General features: G+C 46.7%; 19 protein-coding genes. 5 read left to right on the forward strand and 14 right to left on the reverse strand.

Features of this window, described 5'->3' with window-relative positions:
* Positions 1 to 88: 88 nt before the first annotated feature.
* Positions 89 to 265 carry a CsbD family protein gene (locus MKY44_RS27625; protein ID WP_074092719.1) on the forward strand — a complete coding sequence of 59 codons (177 nt, stop codon included), beginning with the start codon at positions 89 to 91 and terminating at the stop codon, positions 263 to 265.
* Positions 266 to 430: 165 nt separating this feature from the next.
* Here MKY44_RS27625 and MKY44_RS27630 read toward each other — a convergent pair whose 3' ends face one another.
* Positions 431 to 1432: an NAD-dependent epimerase/dehydratase family protein gene (locus tag MKY44_RS27630; RefSeq protein ID WP_341009500.1), complete on the reverse strand. Its 1002-nt coding sequence runs from the start codon at positions 1430 to 1432 to the stop codon at positions 431 to 433.
* Positions 1433 to 1584: 152 nt separating this feature from the next.
* On the opposite strand from MKY44_RS27630, the gene MKY44_RS27635 reads away from it, so the two are divergent.
* A complete protein-coding gene (locus tag MKY44_RS27635) occupies positions 1585 to 2103 on the forward strand; it encodes a cupin domain-containing protein (protein WP_341009501.1) in 519 nt (172 codons plus the stop codon).
* 247 nt (positions 2104 to 2350) lie between these two features.
* Here MKY44_RS27635 and MKY44_RS27640 read toward each other — a convergent pair whose 3' ends face one another.
* From MKY44_RS27640 to MKY44_RS27685, 10 genes are all read right to left on the reverse strand, one after another.
* Positions 2351 to 3694, reverse strand: coding sequence for a DJ-1/PfpI family protein (locus MKY44_RS27640; RefSeq protein ID WP_341009502.1), 1344 nt, complete (start codon positions 3692 to 3694; stop codon positions 2351 to 2353).
* A 197-nt stretch (positions 3695 to 3891) separates the two neighbouring features.
* A complete protein-coding gene (locus MKY44_RS27645) occupies positions 3892 to 4575 on the reverse strand; it encodes a response regulator transcription factor (protein ID WP_340965150.1) in 684 nt (227 codons plus the stop codon).
* A complete protein-coding gene (locus tag MKY44_RS27650; protein ID WP_341009503.1) occupies positions 4568 to 6016 on the reverse strand; it encodes a sensor histidine kinase in 1449 nt (482 codons plus the stop codon). Before MKY44_RS27650 ends, MKY44_RS27645 begins: the two co-directional genes overlap by 8 nt.
* A gap of 41 nt (positions 6017 to 6057) precedes the next feature.
* Entirely contained in the window at positions 6058 to 6717 is a 660-nt protein-coding gene (locus tag MKY44_RS27655; RefSeq protein WP_341009504.1) for a TVP38/TMEM64 family protein, read from the reverse strand.
* Positions 6718 to 6985: 268 nt separating this feature from the next.
* Positions 6986 to 8629 carry an HNH endonuclease gene (locus MKY44_RS31580; protein WP_445670667.1) on the reverse strand — a complete coding sequence of 548 codons (1644 nt, stop codon included), beginning with the start codon at positions 8627 to 8629 and terminating at the stop codon, positions 6986 to 6988.
* A gap of 382 nt (positions 8630 to 9011) precedes the next feature.
* Entirely contained in the window at positions 9012 to 10184 is a 1173-nt protein-coding gene (locus MKY44_RS27665) for an acyltransferase (RefSeq protein WP_341009505.1), read from the reverse strand.
* Positions 10185 to 10465: 281 nt separating this feature from the next.
* The gene (locus tag MKY44_RS27670) at positions 10466 to 11812 is read right to left on the reverse strand and encodes a cryptochrome/photolyase family protein (RefSeq protein ID WP_341009507.1); all 1347 of its coding nucleotides are present in this window, start codon (positions 11810 to 11812) and stop codon (positions 10466 to 10468) included.
* A gap of 36 nt (positions 11813 to 11848) precedes the next feature.
* On the reverse strand, positions 11849 to 13012 hold the full coding sequence (locus MKY44_RS27675) for a response regulator (protein WP_341009509.1): 1164 nt from the start codon (positions 13010 to 13012) through the stop codon (positions 11849 to 11851).
* Between the two features lie 99 nt (positions 13013 to 13111).
* Positions 13112 to 16207, reverse strand: a complete 3096-nt coding sequence (locus MKY44_RS27680) for an ATP-binding protein (RefSeq protein ID WP_341009510.1) — start codon at positions 16205 to 16207, stop codon at positions 13112 to 13114.
* A gap of 239 nt (positions 16208 to 16446) precedes the next feature.
* On the reverse strand, positions 16447 to 16866 hold the full coding sequence (locus MKY44_RS27685; RefSeq protein ID WP_341009511.1) for an SRPBCC family protein: 420 nt from the start codon (positions 16864 to 16866) through the stop codon (positions 16447 to 16449).
* Between the two features lie 226 nt (positions 16867 to 17092).
* Between MKY44_RS27685 and MKY44_RS27690 the strand changes: the two genes are divergently transcribed.
* Complete coding sequence (locus MKY44_RS27690) at positions 17093 to 17860, forward strand: class I SAM-dependent methyltransferase (protein WP_341009512.1); 768 nt, start codon at positions 17093 to 17095, stop codon at positions 17858 to 17860.
* Positions 17861 to 18125: 265 nt separating this feature from the next.
* Here the strand turns inward: MKY44_RS27690 and MKY44_RS27695 are convergent, their stop codons facing one another.
* Entirely contained in the window at positions 18126 to 19160 is a 1035-nt protein-coding gene (locus MKY44_RS27695) for an NADH:flavin oxidoreductase/NADH oxidase (protein WP_341009513.1), read from the reverse strand.
* Between the two features lie 48 nt (positions 19161 to 19208).
* Entirely contained in the window at positions 19209 to 19400 is a 192-nt protein-coding gene (locus tag MKY44_RS27700; protein WP_017691642.1) for a tautomerase family protein, read from the reverse strand.
* Positions 19401 to 19625: 225 nt separating this feature from the next.
* Between MKY44_RS27700 and pepT the strand changes: the two genes are divergently transcribed.
* Positions 19626 to 20864, forward strand: coding sequence for a peptidase T (pepT, locus tag MKY44_RS27705; RefSeq protein WP_036612135.1), 1239 nt, complete (start codon positions 19626 to 19628; stop codon positions 20862 to 20864).
* 136 nt (positions 20865 to 21000) lie between these two features.
* On the opposite strand, the gene MKY44_RS27710 is transcribed toward pepT, so the two are convergent.
* On the reverse strand, positions 21001 to 21693 hold the full coding sequence (locus MKY44_RS27710; RefSeq protein WP_091035696.1) for a Crp/Fnr family transcriptional regulator: 693 nt from the start codon (positions 21691 to 21693) through the stop codon (positions 21001 to 21003).
* Positions 21694 to 22355: 662 nt separating this feature from the next.
* Between MKY44_RS27710 and MKY44_RS31585 the strand changes: the two genes are divergently transcribed.
* Positions 22356 to 22814: a methyl-accepting chemotaxis protein gene (locus MKY44_RS31585; protein WP_445254972.1), complete on the forward strand. Its 459-nt coding sequence runs from the start codon at positions 22356 to 22358 to the stop codon at positions 22812 to 22814.
* Positions 22815 to 22931: the final 117 nt, after the last annotated feature.

The raw sequence follows: 22931 nt of genomic DNA on the forward strand, positions 1-22931 counted from the left end.
ATTTCTGACCGCCATGAAATAATGAACGTTTAGAATGCGGACATCCCGGTTAATAAGGACTACACCAGAAACGAAGGAGATGTTCGATATGAGTAATTCAACTGGCGACAAAATCAAAGCAGGCGTAAATAAAGCCAAAGGCGAAGTGAAGGATCAGATCGGTAATGCAACCAACAACAGATCCCTTCAGGCTGAGGGTAAAAAAGACAAAGCCAAAGGTGCTGTACAGGATAAAATTGCCGACATTAAAAAAGATCATCACTAGATCATTTTAATGTGAGGTCCAACAGCACGATCATTTCGTGCAATAGATCGTTATGAACTAGCCTAACTGTCCGTGTTCGGATGAAATCTGAAAATGAGACGGAGGCGCAAAAAAGCCAAGGAAGGTGTTACTCAATACACCCTTCCCTGGCTTTTTTTGTGCGTTCTATACTGCTGGAACTGCGTATCTTGCCATATCGATAATGAAACTGCGCGTTTCCCTTGTTGTATGGTATTCACGGCTGAACTGTCTGACCCATTCGGGGTGTTCCCGATACCAACGGAAGGTTTTTTCCAATCCCTTTTCCAATGTGGTTTGAGGTAACCATCCCAATTCCGCCCGTAATCTGCCTGAATGCACGACCAGACTGGACCCTCTGGACTGGGTTGGTTCTTGCTCCCGAATCTCTACAGCAGCTAAGGATCGATCCATTGGTTTCAATATCTCCCCGATCTCCTGCATGGTTGTTCCAAGTCCTGTCGATATATTGTAGACCTGTCCGTCTTTGCCTTTCAACATGATCTGTTCAATGGCCCGGAGGGCATCATCTACATACAAGAAATCACGCACTGCCGATCCCTGGATATCCAGAGGCAGTCCGTCCAACATCCGACCAAAATTTCGGGGAATAATACGGTCTGGCAACTGCCATGGACCATAGAGGTTGGTCAAGCGAAAGAGTTTAACTGGAAGCTGGTAACATTGAGCATAGGAGTGAGCCAGCATTTCACACGCGACTTTGGACGCAGAATAAGGAGAGACGGGTGCATACGGATCTGATTCGTGATAGACTCTGCCCCAATCGCCGCCATACACTTCAACGGATGAAGCCAGCAAGACTGGAATGTGATGTTCCGTAGCATATTGCAGGACAGCCTGTGTGCTGAGTGTATTATTGCGGAAAACTTCCCCTGGCTGATGATACGAATAATCCACGTGTGGCATTGCCGCCAGATGGATAATGTAATCTGTTCCTGGAGGTAGATGAATCCGGTCCGATGCAAGGTCACAACAGATGAACGGCATCTCATGCAGAGGAGAGATATGAACAAGCCTCTGACAATAATCATCCCGATCCAGAAGGGTAATTTGATGCCCCTTTTGCGCCAAATACTGTGAAAGATTAAATCCCACAAATCCAGAAGCCCCTGTAATCACAATGTTCACACACGATTCCCCCTTGCGATTTATACAACGAGTGCATTGAAGAGAGTATATGTACTGAGTATAACCTTAAAATGATACATTTTGTATCATTTTACAATTGTTTTTTGTTCGTCCTTGAGGTTATCGGGTAATTTAAAGTGAGGTGATGTGAGATGAATGAACGGAAAAAGGACATAGAGACTTTATTCTTTCAGGATGACGGTGTAATTCCTAATCATCCGACCCTACCTGTGCTTTTGTATAAGAACGTATGGGCTGAAGAGGCCCTTCACGCAGAATCGTTGCTGAACCGTAATGGATGGGGAAATAGCTGGTTGAATGGTGTGTTCAATTATCATCATTATCATAGTAATGCTCATGAGGCTCTTGCTGTGGTGAGTGGATTCGTGAAACTGATTTTAGGCGGAGAAAATGGTCAGAAAGTTTACCTTCAAACAGGCGACGTTGTCGTGCTTCCTGCCGGAACAGGGCATAAACGTCTGGAGTCCAGCACTGATTTTCGTATTGCCGGTGCTTATCCGGGCGGCAAGAGTTACAACACACGCACAGGTGAGGAAGACGATCGTGCCAAGGCTCTTCAGGAAATTCGAAAGGTTCCGATCCCGGATACCGATCCCGTCTATGGGCAGCACGGACCGCTACTAGAAATCTGGAATGGGAAGAAATTATAACCGACATATGGAGAGAAAAAAGAACTTTATTACACAATGCACAGGAGAAATTGGTCGAGTACTCAAGCATGGAGAAATAGACTGTTCCCCGGACAAGTAGGAGAACATGCCGGAGAACAGTCTATTTTAATTATCTATGCGCTTTAACCGTTAGTCGTTTAGTCCCTTCCAGTTCTCGGCAATATGTTGACTGCTCGCATATACGTGCGCTGCTCCCAGTTCGGTGTCAGTTCCCTTATCTTCTGCATTAAGTTTTAGATTTGAACAATCGGAATATAAATATCACAAGTAATAATGACAACAGTCCGATAAGCATAGGTTTAAAAATGTTGCCTAGGGATACAGGACTTCCTGTCAAATGCATGTCTTCACCCCTGTACTCCAAACGTCTGGCAGCATATTTCGCCGTCAGAACATCCGTGTGTTTCGCCAAGTCCTCCAGGATCGGCTCCAAAACATAACGATTTGGGGCATCGGCATTCAGATAAACCAGTTCAGTATTTTCGCTTTTCTTATTCCAATGTTCGATAACGGTGCTGGCTAATCCTTTCACTTGCCCCCCTGCCAACAGCATTCGGTTCACTTCGGGCGCACTTGCAACATCGTACTCAGAGAAGAGATAGAGATGATGTTTCGTTAGAATCGGCTCATACGAATCAGCAATCGTGATCAAACGAGTCGTTCCGGTCGCTGGATAAGTATCAAATACCGTTATTAAGGAAAGCTCATCCATTCCTGGATACAGAAGCACACCTGTTTCTTCCTTCTTTTTAAAGGCATAGTTTAAATAGACATAGGTATCACTTAGCTGCATTTTATATTGTTCCATTTCAGGGTTGCCAACGAAATGATAGGTTGGATAGTGGATGCTCGCAGCCAGATTCTTCGCCGTGTCTTCACCAGCAAATTTGCTAATTACATAAAGCGATGCATCTATACCAGAGCTGAGACCAGATGAGTTAACGATATGACCCGAATCCACATATCTCATTCCGCGAACCCAGTTCACCTCAGGATATTTTTTTTCGACCCCATTAATATCACCCCAGTGAGTTGTTGCAGATAACCCGTCCAAAAGACCTGTGCTCGCCAAATTTTCTGCTCCATTGCAGATGGACAATATGATTGTTTTCTCGCTTGAATGCTTTAATAGATAATCCCGTACCGCTTGATCTCCCTTGTCTGAGCCTGGAGGGATAAACGGAATGACAATCACATCCGGTTCCTTCTTCAGCATCTCATCAAGCTCTGCATAAGAATAATGAGGCATAACTTTAAGCCCGCCCGTTAGGGTAGTTGGCTGTTTATCAGGGGCTATGGCATACACATTAAAAGCCCCCGAGGCTGCGAACAATTGGTACGGAGCCATGAAGTCGATGGCCTCGGTTTTCTCAGCACCTAGCATGACAGCCACCGTTGGTTTTTGTGCATCATATGCAGGAGGCTCTGCATTTCTAGCGATCTGTTCCGCTGACGACTGTACGGTAAATTGGCCAGCCCTTGGCAAGCTGCTAATATTAACTAACCCCACCACAACAGGTGGAAGAATAAAGGCCAAGAAATACACAACTATACGTACCATCTTCTTCATGTCTAACGACTCCTTTTGCATTCCCATTGGAAAATTTCTATACTCCCAATTCTAAATGCGCCATATTATCCAGCATTAAAGAAGGTATTTTCAAAACATAAACATAGTTTAAATTTTGATAAACTTACTGATTGAAAAATAAAAAAAAGACTCCCAGCTCGTTTCGCTGAAAGTCTTGTTGAGACATTTAACATCTGTCAGGGCTTGGCTCGATATCCCGCTCCCCAGATGGTCTCTATGTATTGTGGATTGGAGCTATCAGCCTCAATTTTCTCTCGTAATTTTCGAATATGCACCGCAACGGTGTTATGATCCCCCAGCAACTCAGAGCCCCATATCCGGTCAAACAATTGCTCTTTGCTATACACCCGGTTTGGATTGGCTACCAAAAAGGCCAGAAGATCAAATTCCTTTGTCGTAAACTGGACTTCTGTTTCATTCACGAACACTCTTCTCGCTGTTTTATTAATCCGCAGACCCCCGAGGCTTATTTCCTCATGTTGCTGCTTACCTAGAAAACGCTCATATCGAGAAAGATGTGCCTTCACTCTGGCTACCATTTCGCTGGGACTAAACGGTTTCGTAATATAGTCGTCAGCGCCCAGACCCAATCCACGAATTTTATCAATGTCCTCCGTTTTGGAGGAGACAAGAATAATCGGTATCTCTTTTTCACTGCGAATCTTTCGGCAAATCTCGAATCCGTCTACTTTGGGAAGCATGACATCCAGAATAACTAAGTCATAAAGCTCATTCAAGGCACGGGTTAACCCCTTATCGCCACTGTACTCCACATCGACCTGATACCCGTTTATCTCCAAATAGTCACGCTCCAGTTCGGCAATGCTCTTCTCATCTTCTATAATCAAGATTCTACTCATGTGGCATCACCATCCTCAGCCTGATCCATATCCTTGTGCCAACCCCAGCTTCACTGGCAGCCTGAACTTCGCCGCCATGCTCTTCAATGATTTGTTTGACGATTGCCAAACCTAATCCACTACCACCCGTCTCTGAGTTTCTCGACAGATCGGAACGATAAAATCGTTCAAATATATGAGGAAGCTCATCCTCTCGCATTCCCTGTCCGTTATCTTCGATCTGCAAATGAACCCATTCGCCTTCATCTTGTAAACGGATTTGAACGATTCCCTGCTCTTTATCCATATATTTCGCAGCATTATCCAGAATATTGCTGATGGCTCGTTTGAGCTTTTCGCGGTCCGCCTTAATCAAAACAGGCTCACTCGTAGACAGCTCGAGTGTAAGGTTAATCCCTTTTTCCATCAGGACAAATTGCATCTCTTCGGTACAATCTTCGAGAAATTTGTTAATGTTCACCTTTTCAAAATAAAACGGTAGTTTCCCCATATCCAGCTTCGATAACATAAACAATTCATCGATTAACTTGTCCATGTCTTTTGTTTTGGCATAGATTGTCCGGATGTATCGATCCATCTTATCCGGGTTATCCGCAACACCGTCCAGAATGCCCTCAACATAACCTTTAATACTGGCAATCGGCGTTTTTAAGTCATGCGATATGTTAGAGACCAGTTCCTTCCGATTCTCCTCATACTGCAGTTGAACTGCCTTGGAATGCTTCAGTTGTGCTCTCATCTCTTCGAAGGCTTGAAATAGTCCGCCGATTTCATCTTTTTGAAAATGTACAGTCGAATCAAGATCACCCTCTTTGATCTGATCGACGGCACGTCGCAATTTTTGTAGCGGGGTAACTGTGCTGCGAAATACAAAATAGGTAAGCACACCGTTGGTGAGCAAGATGATAGCTATCAATAGTAGGAGGGAAATCACTAAATATTTTCCCAGATATTCAGACAAAGGCCCTATATCGGTCACGATATATAGATGGCCTTCGCTCAGATCTTTGTATTGAAATGTATAGTTATTCGAGATATAAAAATAATCAACAAAGCTACCGGGCATTTCAATGGAATCAAATGCTTTTGCAACCTCTGTTTGATCCAAGGAAGGCGATGCATATACCAATTGATTGTTTTTTTGCAAAACGATGCTCATGTTAATTGGATTAAGCTGGCTTTCCCAACTATCGAGCAAAGAGGGATTAAGCAGTTGATCTGGATCGGTAGAGGCCTGCAACTTCATATCAGTGAAGACCTCTTTTTGCTCGGTCATAATGACCTTAAAAGGATTTTTGTTATCGCTAAAATCAAGATGGTAGCGACCTATAAAATCACCAACAAAGGCATTTAATATTAGGTATAACGTAATCGCCAAAAGAATCAAGGGTAGGAAAGACATCAGAATATAAGATAACAATAAACGAGCACGAATCGACATGACATCCCTCTATATCATTAAATTTATCAAACCATAAATATTTAAGAGGAAATCGATTTTCCAGAGGGTTGATTCAGATCATGTAGATCTTCTCCATCTGACGATGACCGGGTAAAATGTCGCTCCAGTTTGCGACTTGCCCACAGGGATACCGCAATAAACAGCAACACGCCTACCCAGCGTACAGGGTGCTCCAGAAATTGTTCCACATTGGAACCGATATACGTAACAGAGAAAATCATGATCGCTTTACCACAGCCCACCGCAAGCAGGAAGGATAACAATCGCATTCGCGCGATACCTGCCGCCACATTAATAATGACAAACGGACCTACCGGGAAGATACTCAGCAGAAAAACATAACTGAATGCATTCCTTCGAATCCATACCATGCTGCGTTGCACACGAGGTTTGCGTGCCCATCGCTCTACAAAGGCGGATTTCCCAATCTCCCGCACAATCAGGAACGTAACGGTACAACCGAGCACCATGCCGATCCATGAATATAAAAACCCTGCCCACAGACCATATACCGCACCGTTCACGCCCACAATCAACAGCGTTGGAAGCGGTGGTACAAATGATTTCATAAACGTAAGCAAAATTCCCGGTAACGGGCCCAGGGAGCGAAACTTCTCCAGCCAGAAACGAATATTTTCTTCCGTAATATATGACATAATGTCCAATGCTGCCGGGGTCATCTGCATCCATCCAATCTATACAGTCTAAGTTCTCAGGTTTGATGTTCACTATACATTTCATCATTCATATGGATGATGAAGCTTCTTTAGCAACTCCCTCCCAGTATAACGTACATCTTCGATGAACACCGTTGTCAATTTGAAGAAATTATTGCACAGCAAACTCACTTCCCACCCAAATCAGAATTAAATCAAAAAAGCACACCTCGACCTCTGTGGTCTTGGTGTGCTCTTCATATCAAAACCCCGATTCCATGTTCGGGGGCATTTATCCTTCTTCCAACTGCGCTTCCTGCATGGCCAGTTCAATCAATTCTGCCTGATGGGCAGCATTCCATTCGGGAATACCGGAACGCATGAACTCTTCGGCATCCATCGCTGCTTTGGACTGGTTGCACAGATTACAGGCGCAGACACAGTTGAGCGGAGTGGTATGTCCACCTTTGGCACGCGGCAGCAGATGGTCAATCGTATCTCCATACGATCCACAGAAGTAACAGGTGTAGTGATCCCGGGTCAGAATATACCGCTTGAAATCCTTGTTGCTGAACAATCGGCGAATCGTGTACCGATTCACCACCACAGCGGCTTTTTCCTTGACCAGCGTGACCGCAAGCTCCATGTCCACTTCCTGATGCCAGCGTCTGCCCTTGTCGGTCTTGCCTCGCATCCGTACCATGCCTTGCCGGTTGGTCCGGAGCGAAGCCGGATCTTCCGGGTCGATAGCGACCGGGGCCGACGGCGTCTGGCGGCGGGGGCGGCCATCCGTGCCAGCCCCGTGGCTACGGCTGGCATGCGCGGGTCGCTGCCCGGATGCAACGCGGGCAGCGTCTTCGCCGCTCGCCTTGGGCGCACGCTCCTTGCGCGCCTGGCGCGGCTTGGACCCTGGCGAGCCAGGCTGGCGCACGGGCGCAGGAGGCCCTGCCTCCGCAGCAGCCCCTGGCGCTTGCCCGGGCTCGCGCATGGTGGCGGCAGGCTGCGCCTCCGTCGCCGTAGGTGCAGCGACCGTGGTGGCATCGCCACGGTCGCTCAGTGCCGGCGCATGGGCCTCAGCAGCTACGCTGCGGGCCTGCCCTGCGCCGGGCGCGAGCGCGCCAGCACGCTTGCGGCGCCGCTTGCGCTTGCGTTTGGCTGCGGTCGGTTGATCCGCAGCCATGGGCTCTGCTGCCGGGCCTTGCGGCTCAGCCGGCAGCAGAGCTTGGTGGGCCGCCGCAGCTTGCTCGGCGGCCTGCACAGCAGCGGCTGCTTGCGCGCCAGCCCGCTGTGCAGTGCCCTTCTCATTCGCAGCAGCATGCCCCTGCGAATGCCCTTCTTCCCCACGCCAGTGCTCACCTGGCTGTGGCTCATCTCCTACCTCACCCGCCAAACCATCATGCTCCAGACTCGTCTCTCTCAGCTCATTGCCCGTTATGCTCTCTGATCGCTTGCTCTTCCTCCGTCTTCTCCTCTTCTTCCGAATACCCGAAGAAGAGGGTGAGGAAGTCACCAAGTCAGCATGTTCATCGTCATTCGAAGATGACGAGTCTACTGACGGTTGAGACAACAGACTTCTGTCAGACTCAGACACCGTAGCTGATCCCTGCTCCATACCATGGGAGGTACGACCTGCCTCATCTCTCGCAGATGCAGAGGGTCTGGCAGTAACGGCACGTGTCTCCAAGCCATCCCGTTGATGCTCGATCCGTTCATTCGTTCGTCCGCTCACGCTTGAACCTGACTCGTGGTCAGCCTGTCCACCAAGCTGGCGACAGCTGCGGCAGGCTCCACGCCTGGCTCCGGGACCTGCCCGCTTTCCGGTTCTGCGCCGGAATTCGGACATCGGCCGCTGTTGTCCGCAATACATACACGTTTTGCTCAGTCGCGCTTCTTGTTCCGTCTTTCCTTGCCGGAAAGGGGCTGGACCCGTCTCCATGTTGTCACCTCGGTTCCGTATGAATCCGGTTTCTTTCTATTGTATCACATCTGCTCGTGAACACCCTCATGGCCATAGGCCTGATAATCTTTCGAGTTGTACTCCTGTGTCTGTTCACTACATTCGTGAAGAATGTGTTCCACATATTCCAATATATCCTGCATCGGTCTCCCGCATTTTTCGCATGTTGTCATTATATTCACCTTAATCCTGTTATCCATAATGTATTATCGTTCCGCCTTATGATTACCCCTCATACATGAAAAAGAAACACTCGTTCCCCACATCCAGCATATCTGTATAGACGAAAAAACCGCTCCCTGCTCTCCCCTAAGGTCGACCAAGAAACGGTTTATTATTCCTGTGTTGGAAATACATCTTATCAAACGTCCAGTTGGCCCGAGTTCTGTTGTGGGACCAGTCGTGGTTTGGGTTTTGGCAGATTGCCAAAGATGACCCATGCATATGGAACAAACCTTGCCGTCAATCCAACGACGATCCACGAAGCGATTAGAGCTACACCGAATCCTCCGGCATACCACAGATGCACTAACCAGGAAACACCTGTTTGCGGCGGAAATTCACGATACACCAGCAGGAAGAAGGGATGGATCAGATAGATCCCGAACGACAATGCCCCAAGCCGATTCAGCGGCTTGACAATGAGTGAAGGCCCTTTGCGATAGAGAAGATAGGCAATCTGGATAAGTACCAGCGCACAAGCAAAGGTATGCACATTCCAGAAGAATTCATACCACAGTGTGTTATATGTTGCGATCTTCAGACGCAGCAGGTAATAGATATAGACATGGCCAAGTCCGGCAATGATCCATACCGCCCAGAGCAGAATCCATGAAGCTACGCGTCCTTTGGTTGCATTGGCCCGACTGATGACAAACCATTGCTTGATTTTAGGGAAATACACCCCGATGAATGCCCCCAGCATGAAATAGGAAAAATACGAGAACGCCCAGCTTCCCTTGTTGGGTACCTGGAATCCATATTTATTACTTACGATGAATGCCCATTGAATCAATAGTCCAATCGGAACAGACCATTTCACCACAGCAGGATATTTCTTAAGCAACCATAACACCAATGGGAATAACAGATAAAATTGCATGTTAATAAATACAAAGTACAGATGTGTATAGGCCTTACCTGTAAACAATTTCGTGATGAAACTTACTGCGGATTCGCCGAAAGGTCGGCCCTGATAATGCGTGAAATGCAGCAACACAAAATACATTAATGAAAACAGGAAATACGGAAGCAAAATATACACAAATCTTTTCTTGTAGAAGTTACTCACGAGTTTCTTATCCAGTGGACGGGAATAATAGTTATAGAACAGCACAAAACTGCTCATAAAAATAAAGGTTGGCGTACCATATTTCATAAAGATATTAATAAAGTTGTACAGCCAGTAGTAGCCTGAACCCGTCATGTCCACCGTCGCATAGGACGTGGAATGCACGCACAGTACGCCGATAATTGCCATGGCACGCACCAGATTCAGCTCTGGAATTCGCTCTCTTTTCAGTGTTTCACTCATGTTTACGTTTCTCCTTAATGTGTTCGTCAATATGTCAGATATGACTTAATACAATAAAGCTCTCTATCTATTAAAAGCCATAATGCTTAAGATGGATAGTCTATTTTCTTAACAATTCCTAAATTTTCAACACATTTCACACTATTTTCATGTCTATATATGTAAAAAAGACCGCGAGTACGCGGTCTGTGGAACATCCTGCACTCAACCAAATGAATATTGGATCAACCGGATGAGAATGGTAAATTTGGGTTTGGGCATGGTCCCACCCCTGACTGAGTCTACTTCCCACGACTCGCCAAAATCTGTTTATACACGTCAATCGCTGCCTGTCTCGATGCCTTCAGATCCACAATGGCATCCTTGCGCGGCTGATGGATGTCCTTGCTATGCAGATCCTTCAACTCAGGCAACCACTTGCGAATATAATCACCTTGCGGATCATACTTCTCGGATTGCGTTACCGGATTGTTCACGCGAAAATACGGAGCCGCATTCTCACCAAGCGAGGCACACCATAACCAGTTACCACGGTTTTGAATGTTATCATAGTCACTCAGCTTGCGCCTGAAATAAGCTTCGCCCAAGGTGAATGGGCATTGCAGGTTTTTGGCGAGAAACATCGCCGTGAGAATCCGCAACCGGTTTGGCATATGTCCGGTTTCATTCAGTTCCGTCATCGCTGCATCAATAATCGGAATGCCAGTCTCCGCCTTGCACCACCGTTCAAAGTGATCATCATGGAGAGCCGAGAGATCGTACACCTTTTCATATGTAAAATAGTGACTCTCATAGACCGCACGATACAGATAGAAGTCGCGGAAGCACAACTGTCTGATCCATTCCCCCGCTTCTGCCGTGCGACTCGCCGCATCATACATTTTGCGAATGGATACAGCCCCCACCGCTACGTAAGAACTAAGATGACTTGGCTCGTACGCCTCATATTCGTCCCGATGATCCCCATATTCAGCAATTCGATCCGACAAAAATTGATCCAACAGCAGATGCGGGTCCTCGTCATTCGAACCACTGCCCTCCAGCAACTCCGGAGGTACCTGCATTTCATCCGGCCATTCAATCTGACGATCACTCACCTTCAACTCTGCAACCGTTGTTGCCGAAGGAGGGTTGGGATGTTCATTCATGAACTCCACCCACCGCCGATGAAAAGCCGCAAATACCTTATATGGCTCCGACTTGCCTGTAAAATTGGCAAATCCATTCAGATCCATCAGCAGATGATCCGTCAGTTGTGTGAACGTAACCTCGCGTGCCTCACTAACTTTGCGTATGGCCCTATCCCGCTCGATTGCATATGGCGTCATGTCCCGATGGACCACAATCTCGTTAATCTCACCTTTGAATTCGTTCAGGATGAATTCAACCACTTCAGCCGGTTTGCCATAAGCAACATGCAGTTTTCGTTTGGCTTCAAGATACTGTCTGCCTAAATCCGCTGCGTGCTGCCTGAAATTCACACCGCTGTGTTCCTTCTCTCGGCCTTGCCGCAGGAGGAATGAATCGTAGATGAGAACATGCACACTCTCTTCTTGATGTTCCCGCAAATAATCGAATGCGGCCAGATCATCCGTACGCAAATCTTTGCGGTGTATGAATAGCTTCATGCCTCACCCTCCTGTCTGAACTTACGTTACATGCGTTTATTGGTCCGTCAGGTTCTGATATAACCTGCTTGTTTCGGGCTCCGGCTGATACCCCAGATCCTCATTTAATGTCAATGTAAATGAATGATATAAACGAAGTATGCCTTGCTGATCATCCATAGATGCATACACTTCCATCATGAGTCGGCAGATCTCTTCCGAATAAGGCTCCCGTTCCTGTAATATCGTTAATTGCTCAATCGCTTCCTTGCCGCGACCATGCTCCATGTCCCATCTCGCGATATCCATAACCAGCGCTGTATACTTGCGTCTGAGTTCCCTTGCTTTGGCCTGTGCCCAACGATAATCATGTTCTTCCAGATAATCGCCACGATAAAGCGGAATCATATGTCTCAAGTCATCAACATTGTCTGATGTGATGACGTTGTAGACCATGGATTTTTCGAATTGATCCACATCACTTACCAGATTTCCTGATAACAGACGATAACGGTTCATATTGTACTCCAGCTTGCCTGTCATGTTCCATTCCTTAAACAGCTTTCGAATCTGGTACACGGAAGTATGTAGATGGGTTAATCCCTTTTCCTGGGAAACATCACCCCACAGCTTATCCAGCAGAATCTCCTTGCTTACCCATTCTTCCCTGTGATGAAACAAAAAAGCAAACAATTCCTGTGATTTGGTTGTGCGCCACTTATGTTTCTTGGCACCCTGATCCAAACTTCTGTAGATATCCAGATGTTTGAACGTTAGCAGCCCCGGAACTTCAGTATCCAACTCCACAGATACAGGTTCCGATTCCTGTACCTCGGCAGTGGCCGCAACTTGGGAATGATGCGACATTATGCCCGCAACTCGATCAATGGTTTTGGCCAATCGGGCGGAGCTTACCGGTTTCAGTACATAATCCAGTGCATGCAGCTCAAATGCTTCCACTGCATGGTCCGCATAAGCCGTAACAAAGATAATACGAATACTCTGATCCAATTGCTGTATATATTCAGCCGCTTCCAGGCCATTCATCTCGGGCATTCCAATGTCCAAAAATACAACATCTACACGTTCCTTTGCCAGAAAATGAAGACCATCACGAGCTGTTGAAAAACATTGCACGGGTGTAATTCGTCCGTCGGTTCGTAGTAGTCGCTCCAGATGAAGCTGTGCTGGCTTCTCATCATCAATCACAATGGCTCTCACCGTTCTTTCAGCCTCCTGCCATGAAAGATTCAATAGGAATACCGATTTTATCGGCATCCTCTTATTAGTCTGTTAACCATAATTGCTTCACTCGGCACACTAATTGGAATAATCCACCTTGTGCACAGGGATACGGAATCGGATCTGCGTGCCTTTACCCACATGGCTATGAATCTCCAGTCCCTGACCATAGAGAGACATCAGGCGACGGTTTATATTTTGCAGCCCGACACCTCCCGGACCTTCGGTGCGCCCAGACTTAACCTGAGCCATACGCTCAGGAGGAATACCTACACCATCATCCTGAACCTGTACGACTACATGCTCGCTCTCTTTGAATATTCTAAGCTGAACTGTCCCGCCTGCTGCCCGCTCCATCACGCCGTGGCGAATGGCATTCTCCACAAGTGGCTGAATACTGAGAGGTGGCAGATATAGATGCACGTCCGATTCCACCTCATACTCAACCACCAGTCTTTCCTCAAATCTCGCCTGTTCCAGATGCACATAAGACTCCACCAATTCCAGCTCTTTGGTCAAAGGAACAAGCTGCTCCCTGTTCTGAAAGTCAAAACTTCCACGCAGGTAATGACTCAATTCAATCAGCAGATCGGTTGCTTTGTCCGGATTCACTGCACAGGTCGCGATAATAACATTGAGTGCATTATATAGAAAGTGTGGCTTGATCTGGGCCTGCAAAAAGGCCATTTCGGTCCGAATAGCCTCCTGCACAGAACTCCGCATCTCAATTAACGTCCGAACCCGGGCACGCAATTCACCGGCATCCACCGGTTTGCTCAGGAAGTCATTGGCTCCCGCCTGGAATCCGTGTTTGATATCCTCAGGCAACCCACGGGCGGTCAGCATCAGAATCGGTAACTCCGACAAGGAACTGTGCTCGCGCAGTTTGCGACATAACTCAAGCCCGGACATCTTAGGCATCATCCAGTCCGTAATAACAAGATCAATGGACGGGAACTCCTCACGGAGTTTCAACGCAGTGGACCCGCTGTCCGCTGCAATCACACGATACCGCTCCGTCGACAATAGGTTAAGCAATACCTGTCGATTCACGGGGTCATCGTCTACAATCAGAATCGTATGCTCCGCTTCCGTAAGATCATCCTGTTCATCTGACTCTCTTGTCACAAGCTCCTTCACCCCTGCCCCCTGTGTAGCAACATATCGGGCGGCAGCTGGTTTCGAATGAGTTTGCAAAAGTGGCATCTTCATAACAGGCAGGGTGAAATGAAAGGTCGAACCTTGCCCCGGCTCCGATTCAACCCAGATCTCACCACCGCCAAGCTCAACGAGTTTTCGCGTAATACTCAGACCCAGTCCGGTTCCATTATTCAATCGCTCAATCGTGCCGTTACTCTGCTCATACGCCTGGAAGATATCCTCCTGTTTGTCCAAGGCAATGCCTACCCCTGTATCAGCGACCGATACCTTCACCCAATCCCCTTCAACACTGGCGTACAATCGAATCTCACCCTGCTCAGTATACTTATAGGCGTTACCCAGCAAGTTATACAGAACTTGCCTTAGGCGATCTTCGTCTGCCTCAACAAGAGGCAAGGACTGGGGCCATTGTTGAATCAATATAACCGGCTTGTCCTCGAATGTGAATCCCGATACCTCGACCACGGTACGTGCAACGGATTCCAGATCGACAGCTACCCGTTTCAACTCAATCTCACTATTTTTTAATTTGGCAAAATCCAAAATGTCGTTAACCAGCAGTGATAGGCGCTTACCGGTTGAAGTAATCATGGAGAGATTTTTGGCTTGCTTGGGCGTGACTGCTCCAGCTGCCCCTTCCAGCATGGATTGGGCAATATTAATGATGCCATGCAGGGGAGTTCGTAACTCATGAGACGTATTCGCCATGAACTCGTCCTTCAGGCTGTCGATGGCAAGCAAACGCTCCGACAGGGCTTCCACGTCTCGGAATGATTGTGCAAAGCGGATTGCGGTCACAATCATCTGGGCAAATACAAATAATAAAAGTTCAATCAGCGCAAAGAACGCTGTGTCTAGGGTAGTGAACGCACCAAGCGTATACAACACAACCACCATGAGTATGCTCATCATACTCACGAGTGCAAAGTGGCTATCATTCGGTCGTCCTTTCAACCAATAGAACATGGCTCGCAGCGTATAGAACATGACAACAAGCGAGATCAGCAACATGGGAAGCTCAAGAGACGAGAAAAGCGTCGGAGGGAGCGTAATACCCACAATGGTCTGGGTAATAATTAGCACTACAGCCAGACGAACAAACCACTGATGAACTGCTCCTGGCACACGGGCATCCATATACCGAAGCAAAAAGTAATAGGCAAAGGCTGAACTAAGAAGCTGAATCCGAAGTATCTCATTATTGGTCAGGAACGGTACAAACGTACCCAGTAACTTCTCCCCATGTGTCAGAGCGTATACCGCACCAGAAAGGCTGAATAATCCGAGAAAACGAAGCTCCTTCTCCGTACGTCGTAATCTGAACAGAAGTAGAAAAAAGGCGGCTGGCAAGATAAAACCGAATAAGGCCATCAGATCCTTGAGCCAATCTTGTTGCTGACTTTTCAGAATACTATGCTCGTCTCCAAACAAAATGGGCGCTACAATGCCCCCGGAAGAATAACTATAGTTTGATACCTGAATGATAATGTCAGCCGTGTTGCCCTCAATGGACGTGAATCCTGTAAAGGGCAGATTTAATTGTATATCTGTCGCCTTGGTCTTTCCTGGTAGCCCTTTGCCGCCAATCTCTTTCCCATCGATAAATACCCGGTGGGCCATGCGTATATTCTGTGTGCGTATACCATAATCATTTTTCATCGTCCGGGGTGTAAGCTGAACTTGCAAATGATAGGTTCCATACCCATGCGCCTGACCCAAAGATTTGTTCCATCGGGCAGGAACCTGAGTGCCAGACGAAGCTGGCAAAGGCTTGCGACCGGATACACTTGCTTCAATATCTGCCGGACTCAGCAACTGCCCAGGGTAGAAATCCCAGACACCCTTTAGAGATGCTGCACCCTTGCGATCGAAGTCCCATTGGGTCAGGTCAATTTTTCCATCTGTAGCCTGGGGGTTACTCCGCTCGCTAATTAACGTCTGGGCGATCCAACCCAGTGGAACAATGACAATACATATGAAGCTTATGGTCAGCATAATCCAGTGTTTTCTCATCTATGTATTCCTTCCATCCACAATGGCGAGAGACGTCTAATTTTGTCGATTTATCACTATAATTCATGTTACACGTTTCTGGTGCTCACGGAAATAGTTTCCGTATCATAATCGGTCAAATTCGTTATAATTTGAAGGATTTCTATCTTTTCCGCCAGCTCTTGGTACACCAAGGAACCCCAGGCCGAATTTCACCGGAATGAACGGGCGAAATGGCCTGGGGTTGATTGAATGAAGATTTATTTAACAACTTGAGCAAGTTTCTGAACGATTCCGGCCCATCCCTGTTCCATACGTTCGCGTACGATAGCGTGGGCCTGTCCAAACTCGGTCAGTTTATCCGCATCCCAACCGCTGTGAATCAGTGTGAAATCCGTACCTTCAGGCTGTTCATTCAGTTGGAACGTCAACGTCCAGTCCTTACCCCAGCGAAATGAAATCTTGTGCAGCGGAAGAACTTCCGTCACCTGACATGGTGATTGGCCGAAGGGGCCTGCTTCCAATATAAACTCGTGACCTTCCACGGGTTCCAGATTGCCTGGCATGAACCAGGTTTTCAGTCCCTGCTCGGTCGAGACCATCTCCCACACCTTCTCTACAGGTGCATGGAGCATAAGTTCCTGCCGGATATCTGGCAGTGCACTTGATGATGAATCCATTCGAATCACCTCCTTATACATTTCATTTTGTATACTATCCGAATAGAAGTTGACCTCCGCTTTATCCACACCCTATAATTGGAACATATTCCATAAAAGGTGCGTGATTCCTATGATAGTCTGCTCTGAAAAATCCAATTCCAACCGTTGCCGGAAGGGATAATCCTGCTGACTTCCCTTCCACTTTTTCATTTTAATACATTTGAATGTGGGGGACACCTATACTATGTCATTCAGTTATTATGGTCCATTATGCACCGCCGTTTATGATCTAACAAAACCTGTGGGACACTCCTTGGGAGGAGACATCGAATTCTATCGCCATTATCTTCAGCGCTGCAAAGGACGTATCCTTGAAGCCATGTCGGGATCAGGCCGAGTGCTCATTCCTTTGCTTGAAGCAGGCTTGAAGGTGGATGGAATTGATTATTCAACCGATATGATTGACTCTTGCCGTTCCCGTTGTATGGAGCGGGCATTACCCATACCTGAGTTGTTCGTTGCCGATCTGGAGAAGCTTGACCTTCCATATCGATACGAAGCAATTATCATTCCCGGAGGTTCTCTGCTCCTCATCCAAGATAGACAGGCGTCGATTAACGTATTACGTAATCTATTTCAACATTTGGAACCTGGCGGCAGGCTCGTGTTTGATCTGTTTCTTCCCGATGTGACAAAACCCTCTTCTGTAGAAACATCAACCGTTTCATTACCCGATGGTGATACGATCACGGTAGAAGTGAAAACCATTGAAGTGAACCTTCTTCACCAATATAAAGTGAGTCTGATCCGCTACGAACAATGGCATCAGGGTGCTCTTGCTGCTACGGAGCTGCAACAACTTACCTTGCGTTGGTACGGCATAGAAGAGTTACGCCTAATTCTCGAACACATTGGTTTCTCTGACATTAAAGTGTACGCCGACTTTAACCCGGATCAACCACCCACGCAGTCGAATCAAAAATTCGTCTATGAAGCGACTCGAAGAGCGTAGCCATCCGTAATTTAGTCTACATGCTTCTCATCAAAGATAAGGCCACAGCATGAGGTTTAACCCATGCTGTGGCCTTTTTTTACTATATAAGATTTGCAATAACATTTACACGAGAACGCAGAGGACAGAAATAGCCTGAAGAAGCGGCGCTACAAGTTTTCTGCAAGAAAGCTACATCGAAAGCATACACTTCGCCTTTATCCTCATCAGATCGGAAGGTTATTCTGTCATCGGAGTGGCAAGTGTAAGTATAATTTAGAGCAAATTAGTATCCACGAGAATATTGCTCCGCAATGGCGGCTTGATCCTTGCTGACACCCAGTTCCAGAGCCGCATGATTCGCCCAGTACGGATCACGCAACATGCCTCTACCAACCGCGACCAGATCCGCATCGCCGTTGCCAATCACCGCCTGAGCCAACGCTGCATCCTCCAGCATACCCACGGCGATTACAGGAACGCTCAGTTCTTCACGGAAACGACGGGCAAATGGTACCTGATACCCCGGATAGTTACCCGGTTTCCGCTGTCCCGAAGGTCCTTCGCCACCTGAACTGATATGGAACATGTCCACGCCTGCGTCTTGGTAGGCACGAGCGATATTGATGGTGTGGTCGATGTCGTATCCACCATCTGCATATTCTACGGCCGAAATCCGCAAAATCAGCGGCATATCTGTTGGCATTTCTTTTTTCACTGCACGAATGACTTCAACGCCAAAACGGGACAGATCCTGCCCATATACATCCTCACGATGGTTCATCAGCGGGGAATGGAACTGGTGGATCAGGTATCCATGTGCGCCATGCAGCTCAATGGTATCTACTCCAGCCTGTACTGCGCGGCGAACACCGTCTGCGAATTTCTGCACCATGGCTTCTACCTCTTCCGTGCTTAATGCACGAGGCTCCTTGTACTTTTCTCCCGGGAATGTAACTACCGATGGGGCAACAGGCTGCGGAGCATCCTCTGCTTTTCGTCCCGCATGTGCGATCTGAATAGCTACTTTGGAGCCGTAGGCATGAATTCCATCTACAAGTTTGGTGAAGGCAGGCACATGCTCATCTGACCATATACCCAAGTCATTATCCGTAATACGTCCATCCGGATCTACATCGGTCATCTCGATTACAATCAGTCCTGTTCCTCCAACCGCACGGCTCACATAGTGAACCTGATGCCAATCGTTCGGAATGCCGTCCTTAGCAGTGACAGAATATTGGCACATTGGTGCCATGACGACACGGTTATTTAATTGCAGGCTCTTGAATTGATAAGGGGAAAATAATTGTTCAGTCATTGATGTTACATCTCCTGTTCCATGATCATGATATATATGAAGCCTTACTTATTTGTCTAAGTCCGAAAACAGTTTTCCGTTCTTGCCGTAATTGTCCTTCTCCAAATCCTCAATGAAGATAAAGACTTTGCTCGGATCAACATCCAGTGTCTCACAAGCCACCTGAGTCATACGTTCAATCAACTGACGTTTCTGCTCAACCGACTTGCCTTCCAGTACCTTAACGGTGATAAATGGCATGTCTTGAACACATCCTTTCTTCATCATTTATTATGAACCTGACGTATGGAAACACAAGTACGTACATTTTTGTGCCTTGGTACCCTTTTTGATACCTAGTCATCCTCATATTTCGGTTCTGCCCCATTCTGGAAATGACTGCAAAACATGATATGATAACCATAGAGAACCACAGGAAATACTATACCCGAAAAGAATTAAATCCAAGCTAGGGAGCGATTATAGATGAAAGATATTTTAATTCAAAGACTGAGTACTTATGTTCAGATGGATACCCAATCCGATGAAAATAGCGAGACATGCCCTTCCACACCCGGCCAACTGGCCTTGGGCAAACTGCTCGTTGAAGAATGCACCTCCATTGGTCTGCAAGATGTAACGATGGATGAGAACGGTTATGTCATGGCTACACTGCCATCCAATACCGACAAGGATGTTCCTGTAATTGGTTTCCTGGCTCACCTCGATACAGCGACCGACTTTACTGGCAAAAATGTCAAACCACAGGTTATCGATAACTATGACGGTGCTGATATTGTGCTGAACTCGGAACTGGATGTAGTACTGTCCAACAAGGATTTTCCGGAACTGCACGAGTATAAAGGTCATACCCTGATCACAACCGATGGTACAACGTTGCTTGGTGCAGATAATAAGGCAGGTATTGCCGAAATTATGACCGCGATGGCCTATCTGATTGAGCACCCGGAAGTGAAACACGGTAAGATTCGGGTTGCTTTTACCCCGGATGAAGAGATTGGGCGTGGACCGCACAAGTTTGACGTAGCTGCTTTTGGAGCCAAATATGCGTACACGGTTGATGGCGGACCGCTTGGTGAGCTGGAATACGAGAGCTTTAACGCAGCAGCCGCCAAAATTACCGTTCGAGGCACCAACGTGCATCCTGGAACAGCAAAGGATAAGATGGTGAACTCCCTGAAAATTGCGATGGAATTGAATCGACGCCTGCCTGTGGAGGAAGCTCCTGAATTCACGGACGGTTATGATGGGTTCTACCATCTGTTGTCTCTGGAGGGTGATGTTGAGCTGACAAAGATGAGTTACATCATCCGTGATTTTGACCGGGCGAAGTTTGAAGAGCGCAAAACAAATCTATTGAATATCGCAAACGAACTGAAGACCAAGTATGGAGAGAAAAGCATCACCGTTGAATTGAATGACCAGTACTATAACATGCGTGAGAAAATTGAACCCGTACGCCAGATCGTCGACATTGCCCATGAAGCCATGACCCGACTGGACATCGAACCTGTTATTCGCCCCATCCGGGGAGGAACAGATGGTTCTCAGCTATCCTATATGGGCATGCCAACTCCAAATATCTTCACTGGTGGTGAGAACTACCACGGTAAATTCGAATATGTATCGGTAGACAATATGGTGAAGGCCACCCGTGTCATTGTAGAGATCGCACAATTGTTCGAACAACGCGGAGATATCTAATCCACTTGAAGTGCAGAGCAAAGAGAGCACCCCTTGGTAAATTCGGGAGGGTGCTCTTTGTTGTGCCGTATTGTATTTTATTGTGTCGTGTCATGTCGCATAGATATGCAGGCTTGGTCTTTATTTTAAAATACCATCACTCATATATATTGCCTCCTGCGATGACACGCAACTGTTCCAGATCACAGATCACTAGCTTCCGCTGCACTTTGCGAATAATATCTCGATTACACAGATCTTGAACAACTCTATTGAGATGTCTATAGCTGGTGCCCAGCATATCCGCCAGTTCGGTGAGCTTGGAGGTCTGGATCTCTTCCGAAGAAGACTCGTCCTGGCCCATTGTGGACAACAGATAGCTGGCAAATCGGCTCTCGACCGGATATAACATATTCAGACTCGACAGGTTGGAAAAGGTATACAATTTGTGCGTAACTTGACCCAGCATGAAGTGGAGAAACTTAGGGTTCTCTGCATACGTATTCTGGAGAGCACGATAGCTGATACCCAGCAACAGGCTTTTGCTCACAGACTCTACCGTATTCATAGCCTCCTTGCCATTCACCAGTTCCAAATCTCCCACGAGCGCAAGTGGTGTACTGAAACGAAGCAACAGAGACTTCCCGTTAGGCAGGGTGGTATAGATCTTGAGCTTGCCCTGCACGAGAAAATACAATCGCTCGGGTCGTTCACCTTTGGCACATATCATCTCGCCCTTCGCAGCCTCAAGTAGTCGCAACTCAGCGAGTGCAGGCTCGTCCAGCACCTGATCCAACCCATTCTCACGGGCGAGTTGCCGCACAAGTCCAAAGTCCATAATTTCTTTCATTCCCAATTCCCTCCTTGCCCTATATAACGTACACAAAAGGACACATGTCCTATATTTGATATACATCCGTACAAATATCTTGATATAAAAATAGTTACAACTAACACTTATATCCAATAAATCAGTTCAAATGGTAAATATTTAAAAATTTAATCATAAAATGTTCATTCTTTCATACAAAATGCCGTTCACGAAAAGCCCTTTCCGTCCGATGAAAGATAGAGCATTCCATAGATCGATAAAAATAATACATTCAAATATTGAAAGGATGGTCCTCTTCCATGAACGTTGTAGATGCCCTGCTTAAAGTAATGCCTTATATCAGCCTGATCCTCAGAGAACCAGCTAGTTTAACTCTATATGATCACGAAAAAGTATTAGATGTCATTATGACAGATAAATTTGATCTTGGTTTTGAAAAAGGAATGTCACTCTTGGAATCGTATCAAAACTTTGCCATCTTAAAAAACGGAAGAGAAGCGACTCTCGCTACTCTCTCCAAGGAAGTTTATGGTATCGAACTGGATATTTTAAACATTCCGATCTTTGATGATCACCAAAAAGTTGTTGCTGTTTTCTGTGTGTCTTACGACCAATCGAACCAGAACCAACTTGAGGATATTATACAAGAAAATCGAACCATCAATGGTAACCTCGTTGATATGGTGCAACATGTCGCCGCTCATGCCGAAGAATTGCAAGCAACCAGTGAGCAGATCTTGCAGAACACAAGACTTGCTGTTCAGAACTCTTCCCAAATCAACAAAGTAGCCGGGTTCATTCGTGAAATCTCTGAGCAAACCAACTTGCTCGGCCTGAATGCCGCTATTGAAGCCGCTCGCGTTGGTGAAGCCGGTGCCGGCTTCGGTGTGGTTGCTTCCGAAGTACGCAAACTCTCTGTGGATGCCAAACAAGCTACAAGTGATATCGATACCAGTCTGAGAGATGTGCAACAGGTCATCAAACAGATGGAAGTTGAAGTCTCCCAGATTGCAGCCTCTTCACAGGAACAAGCAACGCTTGTAGCATCCTTTACGGATGTGATTGAGCAGCTTAATGAAACAGGGGAACGAATGAAAACTCTATCCGAACAACTGATCAGCTATTCCGTTAAAAATTAATCAAAATTTATCTTTGATGAACTTTGGCTAGTGCAAAGATATATTTTATATGCAACAAACAGGACTCGGGTTGCCCATGATGGATAATCCAAGTCCTGTTGTTTGTTGTGCCCATTT

This window comes from Paenibacillus sp. FSL R7-0026 (genome assembly GCF_038004485.1).
Lineage (GTDB): Bacteria > Bacillota > Bacilli > Paenibacillales > Paenibacillaceae > Paenibacillus > Paenibacillus xylanexedens_A.